The organism is Sorangium sp. So ce295 (assembly GCF_051527405.1).
In the GTDB taxonomy this organism is placed as follows: Bacteria; Myxococcota_A; Polyangia; order Polyangiales; family Polyangiaceae; genus Sorangium; species Sorangium cellulosum_B.
In genome coordinates this window covers 11,564,872-11,582,413 of the sequence record NZ_CP150324.1, presented here as the reverse complement: position 1 = coordinate 11,582,413, position 17,542 = coordinate 11,564,872, and the positions used below count along the sequence as shown (strand labels likewise).

The following is a 17,542-nucleotide window of genomic DNA, read 5'->3' as shown; positions in this document are numbered from 1 at the left end:
TGGCGGCGCCTCCGGCGATTGCAGTGAGAGTGAACTGGCGCTGCGGCCATCGCGGCCATCGCTCCGCCGGGTGTGCACGGGTCGTGGGACCGCCCGCGGGCCGTCCGGGCGGGGGGCGGCAGGGCTCGATGGGCGTCGCCGGAGCGCAAGGACGGGCGCCGTGCTGCCGGAGGGCGGCCAGCGGGTGTCGATCGTCGCCCGGATATCGGCTCGCCAACGTATCCTCGGCGCATGGCTCGTACCGCCCCGGTCCCGAACATCCCTGCCATTCCAGGCATGAACCCCGGCGTCTTTGTGATGGGAGGCGGCGGCGGTGGTGGTGGCTCCGGCGGTCGTGGAGGCAATGGCGCGGGCGACGGCCAGGGCGGCAGCGGGAGCAACGGGGGCGACGGCGCGGGCGGCGGCGGCAAGGGCGCCGGCTCATGCGGCACCGGCTCGACGGACGGCGGCGGCTGCCCGAACCACCATGGCTCCGGCTCGAGCGGCAAGATGTCGCGCGGCGATCCTGTCGACGTGGTGACCGGACGCGTCTTCACGGTACCTGCCGTCGACGTCGCCTTTCCCGGCCCTCTGCCGCTCGTCATCGAGCGCACGTATTCGAGCAGCGCGCGCGACCGCGATGTCGGCCTCGGGTTCGGGTGGACCCACTCGCTCGCCTGGCAGCTCCTCCAGCGTCGCGGCTCGTTGCACATTCTCTCGTTCGACGGCGTCGAGCACGACCTCGGCAAGGTGCTGCCAGGGACGGGGGTCATCGGCCCTCACGGCTGGATCGTTCACCGCGAAGGCAACGGGTTCCGGCTCGATCTCGTGGATGGGCAGTACCTGTTCTTCGGCGAGCACGTTATCTCCGACGAGGGCGAGCGCTACCTGCCGACCGTCATCGGCGACCGAGCACAGAACCGGATCGTCCTTGCCTACGATCGTGGCCTCCTCGCCGAGGTGACGGACGCCTCCGGGCGTATCGTCCGCGTGCTGCGCGGGCGGGACCGCCGCATCGCCGCCTTCGAGGCGAAGAACACCGTCGCCCAGGGGAGGTGGGTCGCGTTTGCCCGCTACGCGTACGACGCAGGAGGCAGGCTCATCGAGGCAGAGGACGCAGACGGGTGCGTGACGCGGTACGAATACGACCCGAGCCATCGGTTGACATCCATCACGGGCCCGACGGGCCTCATGTTCTCCTTCCGATACGACGCCCAAGGCCGGTGCATCGAGACCTGGGGTGAATACCCCGGCAAGGCAGATCCGAGCCTGATGGACGATGTCCCCGAGATGCTCGCCGATCATGTCACGCGGGCCAAGGGGATCCTCCACACGAAGCTCGAGTACTCAGGAGACGGCTACTCCGAGGCCGTCGACTCGGTGGCGCTCCATCGGTACTTCGGCAACGCGCACGGGCTGGTCGAGAAGGCGGTGACGCCGCTCGGCGTCTTCGGCCGCACCTACGACCGGCGGGGCTTTCTTACCTCGTTCACCGATCCGCTCGGGGCGCGGACGACCTGGACTCGCGATGTCATGGGGCGTGAGATGGAGGTGGTGGACCCGCTCGGCCGGCGCACCGTGATCGAGCGCGACGCATCGGGAGAGATCACCGCTGTCATCGGGCCGGACGGCGACACGACCCGCGTCGATCGCGCGGGCGACAGCCTGTTCTGGACCGATCCGATCGGCGCCGTCTGCTCGGCGCGCTTCGATGCGCGAGGGCTGCCCATCGAGGTCCGCTGGCCCGACGGCAGGACGATCGTCTTCCGCCGCGACGTGCAGGGGAACGTCATCGAGCACATCGACCAGGCCGGAGCGCAAACACGAGCGCGCTACGACGCGTGGGGCCGGTGCGTCGAGCTCTGGGATGCGCGGGGCGGGCGGACGGCGTTCACGTACTCCACGGGGGGCCGCGTCCTGTCCGTGATCTCGCCGGACGGGTCGGTCGAGCGCTACGGGTACGACGGGGCGGGCAACCTCATCAGCATTACCGAACCCGATGGTCAGACGACGCGAATCACCTATGGAGGACTTCACAAACCCGTCCGTGTCGAGAGGCCAAACGGCGAAGTGACCGAGCTGAAGTACAACCGCGAAGGGTGGCTCATGCGCGTCATGAACGGCCGAGGTGAGGTGCACAGCTACGAGAGGAACCTCGCCGGGCTCGTCGTCGCCGAGCGCACGTTCGACGGCCGCGTCCTGCGGTATGGGCACGACGCGATGGGCAGGGTGGTGTGGTCCGAGAACGGGCTGGGACAGCGCACGGAGAACAAGCGCGATCTCGCGGGTCAGATCATCACGCGGATCTTCGACGATGGAACCCAGGAATCGTTCGAGTACAACGGGCGGGGCGAGATCGTCTTCGCCGAGAATGCCGCGGGTCGCTTCGCGTTCAACAGAAACGAGAAGGGATGGATCGTCGCCGAGACGCAGGACATCGCGGGAGCTCCTGTCACGGTGCACACCGATTATCGGAACACCGGGGAGGTCGCCGTCCGCCGCACCTCGCTCGGGCATACGGCGCAGTGGTCCTACGACTTCGCGCGGCATCAAGTCGCGCTGTTGCTCGACGGCCAGGCCGAGGCTGTGTCCACGCGCGACGCCTGGGGGCGTGAGCTGACGCGCTCGCTCAAGGGCGGAGCGCGGATTGACATGGCGTACGACGCGTTCGGGCGGCTCTCCGAGCGGCGGATCGCCTCGAGCACCTCCGGCGTGAGGGGAGGGGATCTCTCCACGCAGCCCGACTGGGTCGGGCGCCTGCCGCCAGGGACGGTGCACGCCGAGTGGCGTCGTTATACGCCGACGGGCCTTCTCCAGGAGCACTGGAGCGCTCGCGGTGGAGTGACGCAGTATGGCTACGATCCGGCCGGCCAGCTCGCGGGGGTGCTCCGCGACGGGCGTGAGGTGGCCTCGTTCCGGTACGATCTTGCGGGCAATCTGCACGACGCCACGCCTGGAGCTCCGCCGCGCTCGTACGCGGTCGGCGGTCGGATCCAGCGTGCTGGAAACACCGAATACACGTGGGACGACGACGGCCGCCTCATCACGAAGCGCACGCGCTCCACGGCAGGCGAGGAGGAGGTCACGCGTTACCTCTGGTCGGCGTCAGGAATGCTGGCGAGGGTCGAACGCCCTGACGGCGAGATCGTCGCGTTCGAGTACGATCCGTTCGGCAGGCGTGTCGCGAAGCGGCTCCTGGCTCGCGCGGCGGACGGCTCCGAGCGGCTGGTCGAGGCGACGCGCTTCGTCTGGGATGGTGGGGCGCTCGTCCACGAGATCCGCCGCAAGTCCGACGCCGGAGGCGACCCCATCGTGGACGAGCGAACGTACGTGTTCGAGCACGACAGGACCGTCCCCGTCGCGCACCGAGAAGTCCGCGCCGAGGGCGGGGCGCGCACCGTGTCGGCGTGGTGGCATTACCTGACCGACGACTCCGGTGCGCCCGAGATGCTCGTCGGACCTGACGGGCAGATCGGCTGCGAGCTCGCGCGCGACCCGTGGGGATCGGCGACGGCGGCGGAAGGCGCACAGACGAGCACGCCGCTGCGCTTCCGGGGGCAATACGCGGACGAGGAGACCGGGCTCTCGTACAACAGGTATCGCTACTACGATCCCGAGCTCGGCCGGTACATCAGCGCCGATCCCCTGGGGATCGAGGGCGGCCTCAACGTCTTCGCCTACGCGGCCAACTGCCCGACCTCGGCCGTCGACGTCGAGGGGCTGATGTACTCGATCATCAAGGACAGGGCGGGCAACATCGTCGCTGATGGTCATAGCCAGGACACAGGTCGGCCTCTCCCGGCGTCGCACAGCGCGGTGCCGAGTGGCAAGCCCTGCGCCGAGCGCTCGGCGCTCACGAACCTGGCGCACCGACTCGGTCCCGGCGCGACGAAGGCGGATGTCGCCAGGATGTTCCAGGAAGAGGGCTACACGCTGGAGACGTACGAAGGCAACGCCGACGACTACAAGAGAAACAGGCGAGTCGCGGCCAACCCCTGCCCTGTCTGCAAGGAGATGCTGAAAGACATGGGGATCCCTCATACCTCCGTCCAGGGACACTCGCCAAAGAACCTGACGAAGACCGGGCCCTGGAATGGGGAGTCGACCTACAACCCGGGTACACGGAAGATCTTCATGAACGCGGGAAGACGTTGATGAGCGGCCCCTCCGAGCAGCAGGCCGCGCTGTCATCGCTGCGCGGCCCGCCGGGAGGTCTCGCGCGGTCGCATGGAGGGCTCGCCGCCTTCTGGCGGTCGGTCGCCGAGGACGTCCTCCCAGACACGACTCCGCAGGAGACCCGTGCGCAGCTCGCGGCGCTCGACGCCTGGTTCACCGGGGGGCCCGCCTGCGCGCTCGTCGCGGGCTCGGATCCGAGCTTCCGCTCCGCCCTCCTGGCGCGCTGGGCCCTGTCGGTGGCCGAGCGCCGGGCCGCGGAGGTGATCTTCGTGCCTGTCAGCGCTGGCTTCGGGACCGCGGTCGAGCGCGACATGCTGAAGCTGTTCTTCGGCCTGTTCAAGGGATCGGCGACAGCCATGTTCAGCCGCCCGCGGAGCCCGGGGGAGCTGACGGCCGCCATCCGGCTGGCCCTCGGGGGCGTCGGATGGGTCTCTTCTGTGCCTGATGACGAGAACCCCCAGCTGCTCGTGGTCCTCGACGGCCTCGAGCGCGCCGCCGACGGGTGGCCGGATCCACGAATCCCTCTCCTGCGCGACCCCGGTGAGGGCGCGCATATCGTCGTGTCCGTCGACGCCGAGGAGCACGCGCCGAGCGGTGTGCCATGGCGCGACAGGCTCGCGTGGGTGGCGGAGGAGATGACGCTGATATCATGCTCAGCGGCTCGTCCATCGCCCGACGAGCGTGCCACGGCACGGAGCGCTCTGGAGTCCCTGGGCGAGGAGGGAGCGCTCGCCGCGCGTGCCTTCGACGCGCTCGCCGCGAGCCTTGCTCCCGTGTCGCGTGACGATCTCGTGCGGGCGGTGGGCGTCGACCCAGCCGAGCTCGAGGCGCTCGAGCGCGCCCCGGACCCGGCTCGCCGGCTCGTCGTCACGGACGACGGGGGAGCCTACCGGTTCCGAGACGACGCGGCGCGCGCCCGGTGGGCCGCGTCCGATCGCGTCGCGGCCATCGAGGACGCCATCGTCGAGCGCGGGTTATCGACGCTGCGTGCGTGCAAGGCGGCCTCCGAGCCTCACGTCGCGTGGCCCCCGTACCTCGTGGAGTACCTCGGCGCTCACATGACGCGGCGGGGCGCTGGAGTGACCGATTGCATGGCTCTTGTCTCGCCGGCGTGGCTCAGGGCCTGGATCGACAGGCCGGGAGGCCTCGTGGGATTCCTGGCGGACGTCCAGCGGGCTCGTCGCGCTGCGACGGATGCGCTCCTCCAGGCCTGTCGCTTCGGGACCGAGAGCGATCCAGGTGCCAGCGCGGAGAGGGCCGCTCGTGTGTGCGATGTCGTCTGGTGTGCGCTCGTGGATGGGGCGCTCTGCGCGAAGGAGGGCAGTCGCGATGAAGAGCGCGACCCTGCCGAGCCCTACACCGAACCCGCCGTGGACCTTACCCGACCGACGGGCGCCGCGCGCGAGCGCGCCGAGGCGCTGGTGACGCTTGCCTCCCTGGTGACAGGCTCGGAGCAGCAGCTGGTTCAGGGATGGGCAACGGCTGCGTGCGCAGGTCTCGATGAGATCCTTCCCCGACCCATCCCGCACGTGACGACGGACCGGAGCATGGCCGACCCCGAACGCACGCGCCGGATCCGCGCGGGCGCGACGTACGACGCGGTCGACGGGTATCTGTCGACGGACATGGTGATTCGATCCACGGACCTCTCGCCCGACGAAGCTTGGCGCCTCGCGGAGAGCCGAGGAGGGGAATCACGGATGGTCAGCTTCGCGGGCATCTTGCCCGATCTTCCCGAGGACATGCGCGAGAAGGCCGTACGAGAGGTCATGTCCGCGTACTGGGCCCACGGCGACCGGGTGGCGCTGCGGGTGCTTTCGGCGTGCGCGCCCTGGATGGCCCTTGCCGATGCCGCCAGGGTCGTGTGCAGCGAGCTCGGTGGCGACTGGACGAGCGACTTCCCCGGGATGCTGGTGGGCTTCGGCAGCCTCACCGAGCTCTCTCCGCTCTTGCTGCGGCTGGGCGGGACGGCGGCGGTCGTGGGGGTCGCCCGTGCCATCGCCGAGGTGGGCCAATGGCTCCCCTAGAGGACCGATCTCGCATGTTGCGCGCGGCGCTCGCTCAGCCGGGCTTGTCCTTGGCCATCGCGCGCGCGGCGGCGGGGCGCGCGGCGCACTTGGCGAGGTAGTCGTCGACGCGCTGGCCTGGCGGCAGCCCGGGGCGGAACCATTGCCCCAGGCTCGCGAAGAGGAGATCGGCCGCGGTGAACTCGTCTCCAAGGATGTATTCGCTCTTTGCGAGCGCGGAGGCGATGCGCTCGTGGACTTCGGCGCGGCCGCGGAATGTGTGTACGAGCGCGGGATTGTCAGCGACCTTCGCGAACTCGAACGTGATGACCGGCTCCACGACGCCGGTGTACCACGCGAGCCAGGTCAGGTACGCGCCGCGCAGCGGGTCGCCAACCCGCGGCGCGAGGCCGGCTTCAGGGTGAAGGTCGGTGAGGTACAGCAGGATCGCGATCGACTCGGTGACGAGCGCCCCGTCGTGCACCAACGCGGGGACCTTCTTGTCGGGGTGCGGGTTCGCGGCGTCGGCGGCGCCCGAGCCGTCCATCCGCGGGATGTTCGTGTAGACGAGCTCGTATTTGGCGCCGAGCTCCTCGAGGAGCCACACGATACGTGACGAACGCGACTGCGGAGCGTGGAAGAGCGTGATCATGGCGAGCTTCTAGCCCAGGACACGCGCGGGCGCCCGGCCTCGTGACCTCGAGGGCGGAGCTGAACCGGTAGGGCTTGCCGAGGGCGTAGGGCGGGGCAGATGGTGTTCTTGGGCTGCACTTTCGCGCGTTCCAAAGCTCTGTACGAGGGGCAGGAAGAGCTCGTCCACGATGGACTGGATGCGTGCGGGCTTCAGCGGCTTGAGATCCATGAGCAGGTCGTGCCGCACGAGGTCGTACGGCATGGCGAGCACGGCGGAAGGAATGCGCTCGAGGTCGATCTCACCGCGGTCGTGGGCGCGCTGGTAGGGGATGCGGACACGCGGCTTCCGGGTGCCCATGACCTTGTCGCGCACCTGCGAGGGGGTCAGGCCGGTGCCGGCCAGCAACCCCGAGAAGGCGGCGGCTGCGGCGATGGCGAAGAAGCCGGCAAGGGCGTCGCTCAAGGCCGTCAGGTGGGCGAGCAGGTCGCTGCGCAGGGCGCCGGTGTCGGGGACCGCGACCGGGTTCACGTCCCGGCGGTGCTGGAGGGCGGCGAGCACCAGCTCGTCCTTGTTCGCCCAGCGACGGTACAGGACCGCGATCCCCGTGCGAGCGCGCGCGGCCACCGAGTCCATGGTCAGGTTCGCGAAGCCGACCTCGACCAGCTCCTCCCAGGTCGCGTCGAACAGATCGGCCTCGAGCTCCGCGCCGCGTCGCCTCTGGCGCACCCGCGTTCCTGTTCCTGTCGTCATGCCCTCGATTGTTTAGAGAGATTTTCATTTCTTATCAACGCCGCGGATGATAAGAGATGGATCACTCTCTTCGGCCGGAGGCTGGCGATGGTGGATCCCGAGGCGTGCGCAGTGCTGATCGTCGGCGCCGGCCCGACCGGGCTGACGCTGGCCTGCGAGCTCGCCCGCAGCGGCGTGTCCTTCCGCCTGATCGAGGCCGCCCCAGGCCCGCGGCCTGGCTCGCGCGGCAAGGGCCTCCAGCCGCGCACGCTCGAGGTCTTCGACGATCTCGGCATCGTCGATCGCGTGATCGCCCACGGCCGGATGGCGATGCCGATCCTCTCCACGGCTCCCGACGGCCGGGAGACGCTGGGCGGCGCCGTCCCCGAGGCGTTGAAGGGTCGCTCCGACCTCCCCTATCCGGCGAGCCTGATCACGCCCCAGTGGCGCACCGAAGAAGCGCTGCGGCTGCGGCTCCTGGAGCTCGGCGGCGCGGTCGAGTTCGGTGCTGCGCTCGCGCGCTTCGAGCAGTCTGACGAAGGCGTGTCGGCGGTGGTCGTCAAGGGCGGTGAGGCGGAGACGGTCGCCGCGCGCTGGCTGGTCGGCTGCGACGGCGGCCACAGCATCGTCCGCAAGCAGGCCGGCATCGCGTTCGAGGGCGAGACCCGCGAGGAAGTGCGGATGATCGTGGCCGACGCCGGCGTCGACGGCCTCGACCGCGACGCCTGGCGCATCTGGTGGCATGAGGAGGGCGTCGTCGGCCTCTGCCCGCTGCCCTCGACCGACCTCTTCCAGGTTCACGCCGTCGTCGCGCCGGGACAGGACCCCGAGCTCAGCCTCGCGAACTTGCGGGCGATCCTCGAGCGGCGGAGCGGCCGCACCGACCTCCGGCTCCACGAGCCGACGTGGTCGTCGCTGTGGCGCGCAAACGTCCGCCTCGTCGACAGATACCGCGCGGGTCGCGTGTTCCTCGCCGGCGACGCGGCGCACATCCACTCGCCCGCCGGCGGCCAGGGGATGAACACGGGCATCCAGGATGCGCACAACCTCGGCTGGAAGCTGGCGGCGGTCGCGAAGGGCGCCTCGCCGGCATTGCTCGACAGCTACGAGGCCGAGCGGCGACCGATCGCGGCCGGCGTGCTCGCGCTCTCGAACACGCGCCTCCAGCAGGTGCTCGAGCGGAAGGAAGTCGCCCTCCGCCGCGATGCGAACATCACCCAGCTCGACATCCACTACCGCCGCTCTTCCCTGGCGCGCGACGACCGCGACGGGACTGCCCTGCTCCGCGCCGGCGACCGCGCCCCCGACGCGACGAAGCTGACCACGGTGGAAGGTGAACGCCGGCTGTTCGAGCTGACGCGCGGCGGGCGCTTCACGTTGCTGAGCTTCGGGCCCGCGCCTGCGATTGGCGCCTCAGCCTCCGACCTGAGGACGCTCCATGTCGTCCGACAGCCGGCGGGCCCCGACGACGTGGCCGACACCGCTGGCCATCTCGCCCGCGCCTACGGCGCGACGGAGCGCACCCTCGTGCTCATCCGCCCCGACGGCTACGTCGCGCTGATCTCCGACGCCGGCGACGCATCGGCCGTCTCGGGCCATCTCGCCGCGTTCAGCTGAGCGTTGCGACGGCGGGTCTGCGGCGGGCGCGACAGTGAAGCGCACGTCCGATGAGAGCGAGCGGGAAATCGCTTCCACCGGGCGAAACCAGCTCTCTTCACCGATAAGGCCCTGCCGCCGGCGCTCCCGGCAGGCGGCAGGAGCCGCTCGCGCAGGACGGGTGGCCGAACCAGCCTGCGAGCCACTTCCTGTTGCCCGACAGCGCGTGGAAGAAGCGCTCCGCCATCTTCGAGAGCGTGTCGCCGCTGAGCCGGTACGACCACTCGCGGTACCCCTCGAGCGCCCAGAGCGCCACGATGAAGGCCGCGGGGCCGGCCCAGACCTCGCCGCGATCGCTGATCACGACGAGCTCCTCGCCGAGCCAGGGCACGGCCCCGTACCGCTCCGCCGCCTCGGGCGAGCCGGCGGGCAGGAACTCCATCTCGACAAGCGCCGTCTGGTGCTCCATCCAGTGGCGGCACCGCGCGCACAGCGCGCACTCGGCGTCATAGAGCACGGTGATTCGCTCGATCATGGCCCGCTCTCCTCGCAGCGCGGAGGCCAGGGCGCCTGGCCGCGCCGCCAGCGCGAGGCGCCACGGCGCCTCACGCCCGCGCCCGCGCTCGTCACGCCGAGACCTCCGCGACGGCCCGCCGGCGCTGTCGCTGCGCGGCCATCTCCTCTTCCGCGCGCTCCGTGCGCGGATCGATGCGCATCTGCGGCGCGACCGGAGGCGGCAGGACCGCGAGCTTCGCGCGGCGGCGGATGCGGTGGAACACGAGGAGGTTCGTGAAGTGCATCAGCGCGAGCGAGAGCAAGAGCAGGCCCAGCTTCGACGACAGCACCTCGACCGCCTCCGTCATCGTCGCCGAGCCTTCCGCCTTCAGGATCAGCGACGCATACCCCAGGTTCACCAGGTAGAACCCCACCACGAGCAGGCGGTTCACCGCCTCGGCCATCCTCGGGTTGTCGGCGAACACCTCCTCCAGGAACACCGATCCATTCTTGAACAGCGTGCGGGCGATCCAGATCGTCAGTCCGACGCTGATGACCGCATAGGCCCCGTACACCGCGATGAGATAGCTTTCGACCGCTTCTGCCATGGTTCGTCTCCTCGACAGGCCTCTCAGCAGCGCCCGTGCCATCCGCGGGATCCGCGCTGATCGACCGGATCGAGGCGCGGCGGCGGGCCGCGGTGCCCAGGCCATGGGCAGGCCGCTGTCCACGCCGTGGACACCTCGCGCCCCCGGGGCCTCTGGCGCTATCGTCGGGGCTTCCTACCCCGCCGAGGCCGTGTGAGACCCCTGGTCGCTCTCGCGTACTACCCGCTCTGGGCCGCTGCCGTGACCGTCGCGGTCACCGCGCTGCGGCTCGGGCGCAACGTGGGCCGCGGCCTCGTCGCGCTCTGCTTCTTCCTCGCCTTCTGGGTGACAGGGCTCATCTTGCTCGAGACCGACGGCACGCTCGCCCTCGCCGAGCACGTCATTCCGAGCGGGATCATCGTCGCCGCGGGCCTCGCCCACGCCTACGCCGACGTCGCCGGCGCCTCGCGCCGCCCCGTCGTCCTGGCCTACGCCGTGAGCGCCGCGGTCGCGCTGCTCGGGGCCGTCGACCCGCGCCTCCTCTACGGCCCTGGCGCCCGCTCGCCGGGACCGCTGTTCTTCCCGCTCTCGGTCGTCATGGGCGTCGCCTGGGTCGTGGCCGGCGTTCACCTCGGGCGCGCGGCGCTGGCGGCCCGGGGGCTCCAGCGGCGGCGCATCGCCGCGCTCTTCTTCGGCAGCGTGCTCGCGACGCTCGGGGGCGGCTTCGTCGTGGCGCTGCGTGTGCTCCGGCTCGGCGACGTGCTCCTCGGCGCGCCGCTCCTGCTCCTCGCCATCCTGCTCGTCGCCTACGCCGTGCTCATCGGCGAGCTGGGCCGCTTCCGCCGCGTCTTCGCGCAGGGGCTCGCCTATGCCGGCCTGACAGCGCTCCTCTCGACGCTCGGTCTCGTTGTCTTCTTCAAGGTCCTGCCCGCGCTCGCGCCGGGCGGCGGCGCGTCGCTCGGCTGGCTCGCCTTCGTCGTCTTCCTCGCCGCGCTCCCGTCCGATCCGCTGCGCATGCTCGTCGTGGAGCACCTCGGGCGCCGGCTGTTCTCGAGGCCCATCGGCGTCCGCGATCTCGCCGACGAGATCGAGCGCGTCGAGGTGCGCGCCGACCAGGCCGAGCGGCTCGCGGAGCTCGGCCGCCTCGCGAGCGCGGTCGCGCACGAGATCCGCAATCCGCTCGGGGTCATCGCCGCGCAGGCGAAGCTGCTCGAGCGGCAGGGCGCCAGGCCCGAGACCGTGGCGTCGCTGCGCGGCCAGGTCGACCGGGCGAGGCGCTTCCTCGACGATCTGCTCCGCTACAGCCGCCCGAGGCCGCTCGAGGTGAGCGAGGTCGACGTGCTCTCCACGCTGCGGCTCGCGGCGAGCCAGGTCCGGCAGATCGTCGGTGAGGGCGCGCCGCCCGTCGAGGTGGCGTCCGAGGCAGGCGGGTCGATCTTCGTCGAGGCCGACCGCGGGGCGTTCCTCGACGTCGCCACGGCGCTCCTGCAGAACGCGGCCATCGCGCTCGGCGGGAGCCCCGAGGGGCGGATCCGGGCGGTGGTCGCGCGGGGTGACGGCGGCTTCGTTGTCGTGCGCGTGGAGGACAACGGCCCGGGGGTGCCGGCCGAGATCGAGGCGATGCTGTTCCAGCCGTTCGTGACGGGGCGGGGGCGGGACGCGAAGCACCCGGGCACGGGCCTCGGCCTGGCCGTCGCGGCGCGCTGGCTGGAGCGGCACGGGGGCGCGCTGCGCTACGAGCGCGCCCCGGGGGGCGGCGCGCGCTTCGAGGCGCGGTGGCCCGAGAGGGCGGCGGAGGCGGCGGGGTGAGGTGACGCGGATGACCGCGGCCGGGTGGGTCTGGGGATCGATACCGTGGAGGTTGCAGCTCGCCAGGAGCGAGAAGCGGTTGGCTGAGGGGGAGGCGTGGTCGAACACGCGCCTTGCGGCGATTCCGCTGGAAAGCCTGGATGTGCTCTCGAAGGAGGAGCAGCCGCACTTGTGGGCCGCGATGGCCGTGCGACGAGGCGCGGTGCTCGACGCCGATCCGCCCCGGGGGCGACCTGCCGAGACGTCTCTCGTGATGCGCGCGCACGGCTCGATGACGCCTGCTGCTCGCCCACATCCCACGTAAACCGAGTCTTGCCGTAGAGGCTTCCAGGCAACCGCTTCGAACCTTATGAATCTTGCGGACACAAGGAGGTCGCCATGAAGTGTTCCGTGTTTGTTGGGGGAGTGTTGATCCCCGCGGGGGCGACGCGGCGCCCGACCTCGGCCGCGGTCGCGAGTACAAGGCCCCAGAGCCCGAGGGCGAAGCCTATGGCGGAGGCGCTGTACAGGCGGCGGCCGAGCACGCCGCGAGGAACGACGAGGAGCACGGCGCCGCACGAGACGCAGCGATAGCGGCGGGCGGCCACCGTGAGCATCTCGGGCGGCTGGTCCGGCCCTGACGAGCCCCAGACCTGCCGCTCGCGCTTGCCGTGGCCCTGGAGCCGAATGGCGCCGCCGAGCGGGCAGCTCGCGACGCCGCAGGCTGGGCACCGAGCAGGTCGCGCTTCGACGACCGTAGGCGTTTGCTGCTGCCAGCGCTTGATGTCGATGGCGCTCTGGACGACACGGCGACCGCTTCGATTCCTGGGCACGGGAACCGGAGCACGACGAGGAGACTGTCGGCCAAGATCAGGTCTCCTCGTCGCCTATTTTGTGGCCGGCCCCGCGCCGCTGCTCCGCTCCTCGGGTGGACCTACCCCGTCGTGAGTCGGGCGTGCGAGGAACGATAGCTGGAAATCTTCGATGGCTGAACGAAATGGGCTGCGACCGGGCATCAGCGGCGTCTTCGGCCGACGGGAATGTGCTGGGAGGGGTCCGTGGTGAGAACTTCGAGCAGCTGACCGGAATGCACGGCGCCGCCACTCTCCGGACGCCATGGCCCTAGTTGCCCGTGCGGAGCGAGCACGCTCCATGATGGCCAGCTTCGCCGGGCAGGGCTCCTCGCCATCAAGAACCATGCTCGATAAGAGGAGCTTCGGCATCAACGAGAGTGCGCGGCAATAACAGGGTCCGCACCGGTCGAGGAGCCCACCCGGCAGGTCGACGCTGGATTCGAGCGCGACCGGAACCGCGCTACCAGCACGAACCGAGCGGCGGGGAGGAGCACGGGGCCCGTCGCCCGGGATGTCAGATGGAGGGCGAAGGCGGGGCCCTCTGTAGATCCTGCTGCTCGAGATCGAGGGCGCTGTGATCCGTTGCGGGGCGGAGCCCTGAGGTTCAGGGGCTCGGTCGAGGTGCTCACGCTCGGAGGCGGGCCTGCCGGTAGGTGCTGCGCCCCGTGAGATCGGGGGCGCGGCACGAGGGCGAGCCGAACGGCAGGACGGAGCGCAAGGGGCCCCCTCGCACATGGTCAGCGGATGAAGGAGGGTCCTTCTTAGATCGTGCTGCTCAAGATCGAAGGTGCTGTGACCCGTTGCGTTTCGGGGACCCGGGTCCAGCGACTCGGTCGATGAGCCTGCGGTCAGGCGCCCAGCCGATCGACCCTGCTCCCAGGCCCGCGCCCGGGCGGGCGCGACGAGGGCAACCCGAGCGTTGGGGTGGAGCGCAGAACTTCCCCTACACCGTGATGCTGGTCGCAAAGTGACGGCAGGTCCTTCGTTAGGAGCCTGGGGCTCGCGAAGGACGGGCTTCAATACGTCGTGGTACGGAGAGCTCTTGGTTACACCATGGACGGATCATGAGGCATCGGGGAGTCCTCCATGCCGCACCACACCTCGGCCTTGGTCAACTTGGCGAGCTGGTGAGCGGACACCGGCGGATCATTCACCGCGGTACCCAGGAAGCCGAGCGGGACCTTCGATCAGAAGAGCGCGGGATCAGCGGCGTTGCGATGACGCGGAGCGAACTTGCCGCTACCATCCTCTGGCTATGCCCGCACCAAAGGGCGAACTCGCCAGCCACACGTGGACCGTGCCCCCGAGGTCGAGTTCTGCACCGTCGCCAAGGGTGGGCATTCCTGCCACCATTCGGACGTGTTCATCGACGTCGATCCTGTTGATAGATACTCGGCGCCTTGGCCTCCTCCTGGCGAACGCGAGCGACGACGGGTCAAGATCGGATCGGCACTCCCCCTGACGGGATGTGTACACTCATGCACGAGAGAACCCAAAGGCAATATCAGACTCCAATTTCACATATTCGGCGCAAGTCAAGCTCATCACGGACACTGATGCATTATCTCTCCCGAAACCCTACCGTCATCCGACTACAATAACTCGCATTACAAGGAGATAATAAGATCATGCTTGCGGCAGAAGACGTCTTGCGCGAACTCATCGCAGAGCTCAAGTCAACCAACGTAACCCAAATCAACGAAGCCGCGACAAGACTAAGATTCATAGACAGAATATTAGCGGAAGTGCTCGGCTGGCCCCGTTCGCAGCTCAACCCGGAAACGTATGTGGGGCAAGTAAAAGAGAAGCAGTGGTTAGACTACCACCTTGTGGCAGGCGAAAGCTCTCGCCTCGTCGTAGAAGCAAAGCGACTTGGAAAGACGTTCAACTTCGAGCCCAAAAAGCGAACGCGCCGAGTGTCGCTACAAAGTCTACGCACGGCACATTCGCCTGCATTGGGCACAGTAATCAAGCAAGCAACGGGCTACTGCCAAAAAACCGGTACCATCAATTTCGTCGTAACCAATGGAACTCAGTGGATTGCATCCATAGCCTCTTGGCCAAATATCCCAGAAAGCAAGATCGACGCACTTGTATTTCACGACCTCGATGAAATTCTAGGCAATCTGCGGGAATTCGTGGAAGCACTAGGCCCAGACGCCATCATACGAGGAACGCTGATCGAGAAAGCCATCCAAGGACCAAGCCTTCTCCCGCCGTTCGCTCGAAGCGTCAATATGACATTTGCCAACAATCCGCCGCAGACCAAAAATTACCTAGCTCGACCATTAGAAACACTTATGCTGCTCTGTTTCGATGACCTGACAGGAACCGAGCGAGAACAGATGCTCGAATTCTGTTACGTGACCAACGATCTTACCGACTCTTACGTCGCGAGGCTTGAAAGTTTCGTCGGCCAGACGATGCCGCACAATCTCCGAGATGCCAATTACATAGATCGAACGAAGTCCGGGAAAGGCAAAAAACGACCACCTGAGGTATTTTCAAGTGGAGAATCCGTGCTGCTAATTGGAAAGGTTGGCAGTGGGAAGACGTCGTTTATCGAATATGCGATAAACAAACTTAGGAGCCAGTTCGACGGCGACGAATGGGTACTTCTTCATCTGAGCTTGATCTACAAGACGCAAGGTGCCGCCCGAGCGTTTGATCACGACAGTCTACGCAACGAGCTCTGCGATAGCCTGCTAAAACAGGCACATGAGATGTACCCGGACTTGAGCCCATACAAGTTCGAGAATCTAAAGGGCATATTCTCTCAAGAGATTCAGCGTGCACGAGCGGCAATGCCTCCATCGATGCGAGCAAAGGCGTCAAGCGAGGACCAGGAATATGCCATAACAGAGGCCCACAGATCCGATTCATACAAGCATCTAATGAGGTACGTCCAGTACCTGGTCAGCAATCGAAATATTCGTGTCACGATCGTCGTTGACAATATCGACCGCACCACGCCTGAGTTCGAGCAAATGGTCGTTCTGTTTGCCCGTGGAATCACCAATGAAACTGGCGCAACAACGATCACCGCAATGCGAGACACCACATACCACAACGCAATCCGCGGCGGCTTCTTGGACGTTGGACATAACACGCCATTCTTTATCAGCCCACCGCCATTCATATCTGTAGTCGCGCGTAGAATTGATTATTCTCGCAAATTGCTCGACGGAAGCGGCGTGGCAGTTGCAAAGATACGCCGCAACTTGGGCGGACACCCGTTTGAACGCGTACAAGATTTTTTAGAGGTGCTGGCTGAGATTACGCTAAACGACAATCGCGACATATCCGATGCGATACAGGCCCTTTCAGGTACGGACGTACGAACCGGGCTAGGTCTTCTTCGCTCATTTGTCATAAGCGGAAACACCGACGTTGAACAGTTTATGAAGGATTATAACCGCTCCTACTTTCAGCAGCCTCTGGAGGTGTTTATTCGCTCGGTGATGCGAGGGAACGTATCTCGATACGTAGAAAAAGACTCTCGAATTGCAAACATTTTTCAGGCGCACCCCAAGGTCCTTCGGAGTCACTTTGCGGCCGTCCGAGTACTACAATATCTTCGCTCTCGAGTAGATCAGATTCGCGTTGAAGTTGACGCGCCCGTAGAGACAGTGGTGGCTGCAGTTGCTATATTGGGCAACTCGCCTGCGACAGTGAAGGAGGTCCTAAACCACTTGGGTCGCTACCGACTCATTCTGTCGAGAACCAGACCTGAGCCGCCTTGGGATGACGGGGACGAAGTACGAATCGGATCAGCTGGGCAATACTACCTCAGTACACTCATTACAAGCCGAGAATATATCCGATGGATTACGGATGATACCGTCATCTACGATCCTGACACATTGGACAACATGGTTTGGCTGCACGACAACGGTAGCATCACATGGAAAGAAAGGTATGAACACAAAGTGAGGTCATTTTTGCTTTATTTACTAACTCGAGAGCGGGATGAGCTCATGCGAGCAGGGCCAGTGAACGCGCGCCCTGCATGGCTTGCCCCTGTTGTGGAAGACATCTGCGTCCGGTTCTGGGGGGTGAAATATGCGGCTGAACTTCGTGGTGCGCTCAAAAGAGCTAATAGATGATTGGGCAGTCGCATGATGGTCCCAGCTGCGCGCGCAGCGAGGTGGCATCAGTCCGTGGCTTGCTGTGGTTTCATGTACAGCACATATCGTCGCGTCACGGTAGGTGCCTCGTTGCTGCCGATGGTGCCTACTCGATCCTATGTTGTCGCTTGCAGGCGTGGATGACGTCGCAGAAACCACTATGAGCGCGCTCCAGGCACCAGCCAGCTTAACCACGGCGGGCACCTGCTGGGCTATGAGCTCCGAAAGGGTACGACCCAATTTGTGCTGTCGCGAGGTCGCCCGCTGAGCAGGAAGAGGTGTTACCGAACTGGCTAGACGATGGTCCTAGGCCCTTTTTTGCTCGCGCTGTTTGATGGCCATCCGGTGCCCGGAGCCCCCGCCGGAGGCTCCGTTCGCTCATCGCCCGCACTACGCTTGCCGGAGCGCGGAGGCCGGGTCAAGGGCGGCGTAGCCGCCGCGCCCCCGGCCCGGGCACACTTGACAGGCCTGAGCACTCCGGCAGCCTCGGCCGCGAGATGGCCGACCATCACGGCCGCGACCGGAAGCGCTCACGCTAGTGATGGCCGGGAATCAGCTTGCACAATCGAGC

General features: G+C 67.2%; 9 protein-coding genes. 5 read left to right on the top strand and 4 right to left on the bottom strand.

Features of this window, described 5'->3' with window-relative positions; translation table 11 throughout:
* Positions 1 to 231: 231 nt before the first annotated feature.
* A complete protein-coding gene (locus tag WMF11_RS43945) occupies positions 232 to 4,134 on the top strand; it encodes an RHS repeat-associated core domain-containing protein (protein WP_437975013.1) in 3,903 nt (1,300 codons plus the stop codon).
* On the top strand, positions 4,134 to 6,182 hold the full coding sequence (locus WMF11_RS43940) for a hypothetical protein (protein ID WP_437975012.1): 2,049 nt from the start codon (positions 4,134 to 4,136) through the stop codon (positions 6,180 to 6,182). Before WMF11_RS43945 ends, WMF11_RS43940 begins: the two co-directional genes overlap by 1 nt.
* 34 nt (positions 6,183 to 6,216) lie before the next feature.
* On the opposite strand, the gene WMF11_RS43935 is transcribed toward WMF11_RS43940, so the two are convergent.
* Both WMF11_RS43935 and WMF11_RS43930 read right to left on the bottom strand, forming a co-directional pair.
* Complete coding sequence (locus WMF11_RS43935) at positions 6,217 to 6,813, bottom strand: glutathione S-transferase family protein (RefSeq protein WP_437975011.1); 597 nt, start codon at positions 6,811 to 6,813, stop codon at positions 6,217 to 6,219.
* 9 nt (positions 6,814 to 6,822) lie between these two features.
* Positions 6,823 to 7,428 (bottom strand): TetR/AcrR family transcriptional regulator C-terminal ligand-binding domain-containing protein, encoded by a 606-nt coding sequence (locus tag WMF11_RS43930; RefSeq protein ID WP_437975010.1) that lies wholly within the window; start codon positions 7,426 to 7,428, stop codon positions 6,823 to 6,825.
* Between the two features lie 204 nt (positions 7,429 to 7,632).
* Here WMF11_RS43930 and WMF11_RS43925 point away from each other — a divergent pair, with 204 nt between their 5' ends.
* The gene (locus WMF11_RS43925; protein ID WP_437979393.1) at positions 7,633 to 9,141 is read left to right on the top strand and encodes an FAD-dependent oxidoreductase; all 1,509 of its coding nucleotides are present in this window, start codon (positions 7,633 to 7,635) and stop codon (positions 9,139 to 9,141) included.
* Positions 9,142 to 9,238: 97 nt separating this feature from the next.
* Here the strand turns inward: WMF11_RS43925 and WMF11_RS43920 are convergent, their stop codons facing one another.
* Both WMF11_RS43920 and WMF11_RS43915 read right to left on the bottom strand, forming a co-directional pair.
* A complete protein-coding gene (locus WMF11_RS43920) occupies positions 9,239 to 9,655 on the bottom strand; it encodes a thiol-disulfide oxidoreductase DCC family protein (RefSeq protein ID WP_012240487.1) in 417 nt (138 codons plus the stop codon).
* Between the two features lie 91 nt (positions 9,656 to 9,746).
* On the bottom strand, positions 9,747 to 10,223 hold the full coding sequence (locus WMF11_RS43915) for a hypothetical protein (protein ID WP_437975009.1): 477 nt from the start codon (positions 10,221 to 10,223) through the stop codon (positions 9,747 to 9,749).
* Positions 10,224 to 10,415: 192 nt separating this feature from the next.
* On the opposite strand from WMF11_RS43915, the gene WMF11_RS43910 reads away from it, so the two are divergent.
* On the top strand, positions 10,416 to 12,011 hold the full coding sequence (locus WMF11_RS43910) for an ATP-binding protein (protein ID WP_437975008.1): 1,596 nt from the start codon (positions 10,416 to 10,418) through the stop codon (positions 12,009 to 12,011).
* Between the two features lie 2,461 nt (positions 12,012 to 14,472).
* Positions 14,473 to 16,950 (top strand): P-loop NTPase fold protein, encoded by a 2,478-nt coding sequence (locus tag WMF11_RS43905; RefSeq protein ID WP_437975007.1) that lies wholly within the window; start codon positions 14,473 to 14,475, stop codon positions 16,948 to 16,950.
* Positions 16,951 to 17,542: the final 592 nt, after the last annotated feature.

Excerpts from the sequence above, each read along its gene's own strand:
- WMF11_RS43945 (WP_437975013.1), top strand. The coding sequence starts at position 232 with ATGGCTCGTACCGCCCCGGTCCCGAACATCCCTGCCATTCCAGGCATG.
- WMF11_RS43940 (WP_437975012.1), top strand. The coding sequence starts at position 4,134 with ATGAGCGGCCCCTCCGAGCAGCAGGCCGCGCTGTCATCGCTGCGCGGC.
- WMF11_RS43935 (WP_437975011.1), bottom strand. The coding sequence starts at position 6,813 with ATGATCACGCTCTTCCACGCTCCGCAGTCGCGTTCGTCACGTATCGTG.
- WMF11_RS43930 (WP_437975010.1), bottom strand. The coding sequence starts at position 7,428 with ATGGACTCGGTGGCCGCGCGCGCTCGCACGGGGATCGCGGTCCTGTAC.
- WMF11_RS43925 (WP_437979393.1), top strand. The coding sequence starts at position 7,633 with ATGGTGGATCCCGAGGCGTGCGCAGTGCTGATCGTCGGCGCCGGCCCG.
- WMF11_RS43920 (WP_012240487.1), bottom strand. The coding sequence starts at position 9,655 with ATGATCGAGCGAATCACCGTGCTCTATGACGCCGAGTGCGCGCTGTGC.
- WMF11_RS43915 (WP_437975009.1), bottom strand. The coding sequence starts at position 10,223 with ATGGCAGAAGCGGTCGAAAGCTATCTCATCGCGGTGTACGGGGCCTAT.
- WMF11_RS43905 (WP_437975007.1), top strand. The coding sequence starts at position 14,473 with ATGCTTGCGGCAGAAGACGTCTTGCGCGAACTCATCGCAGAGCTCAAG.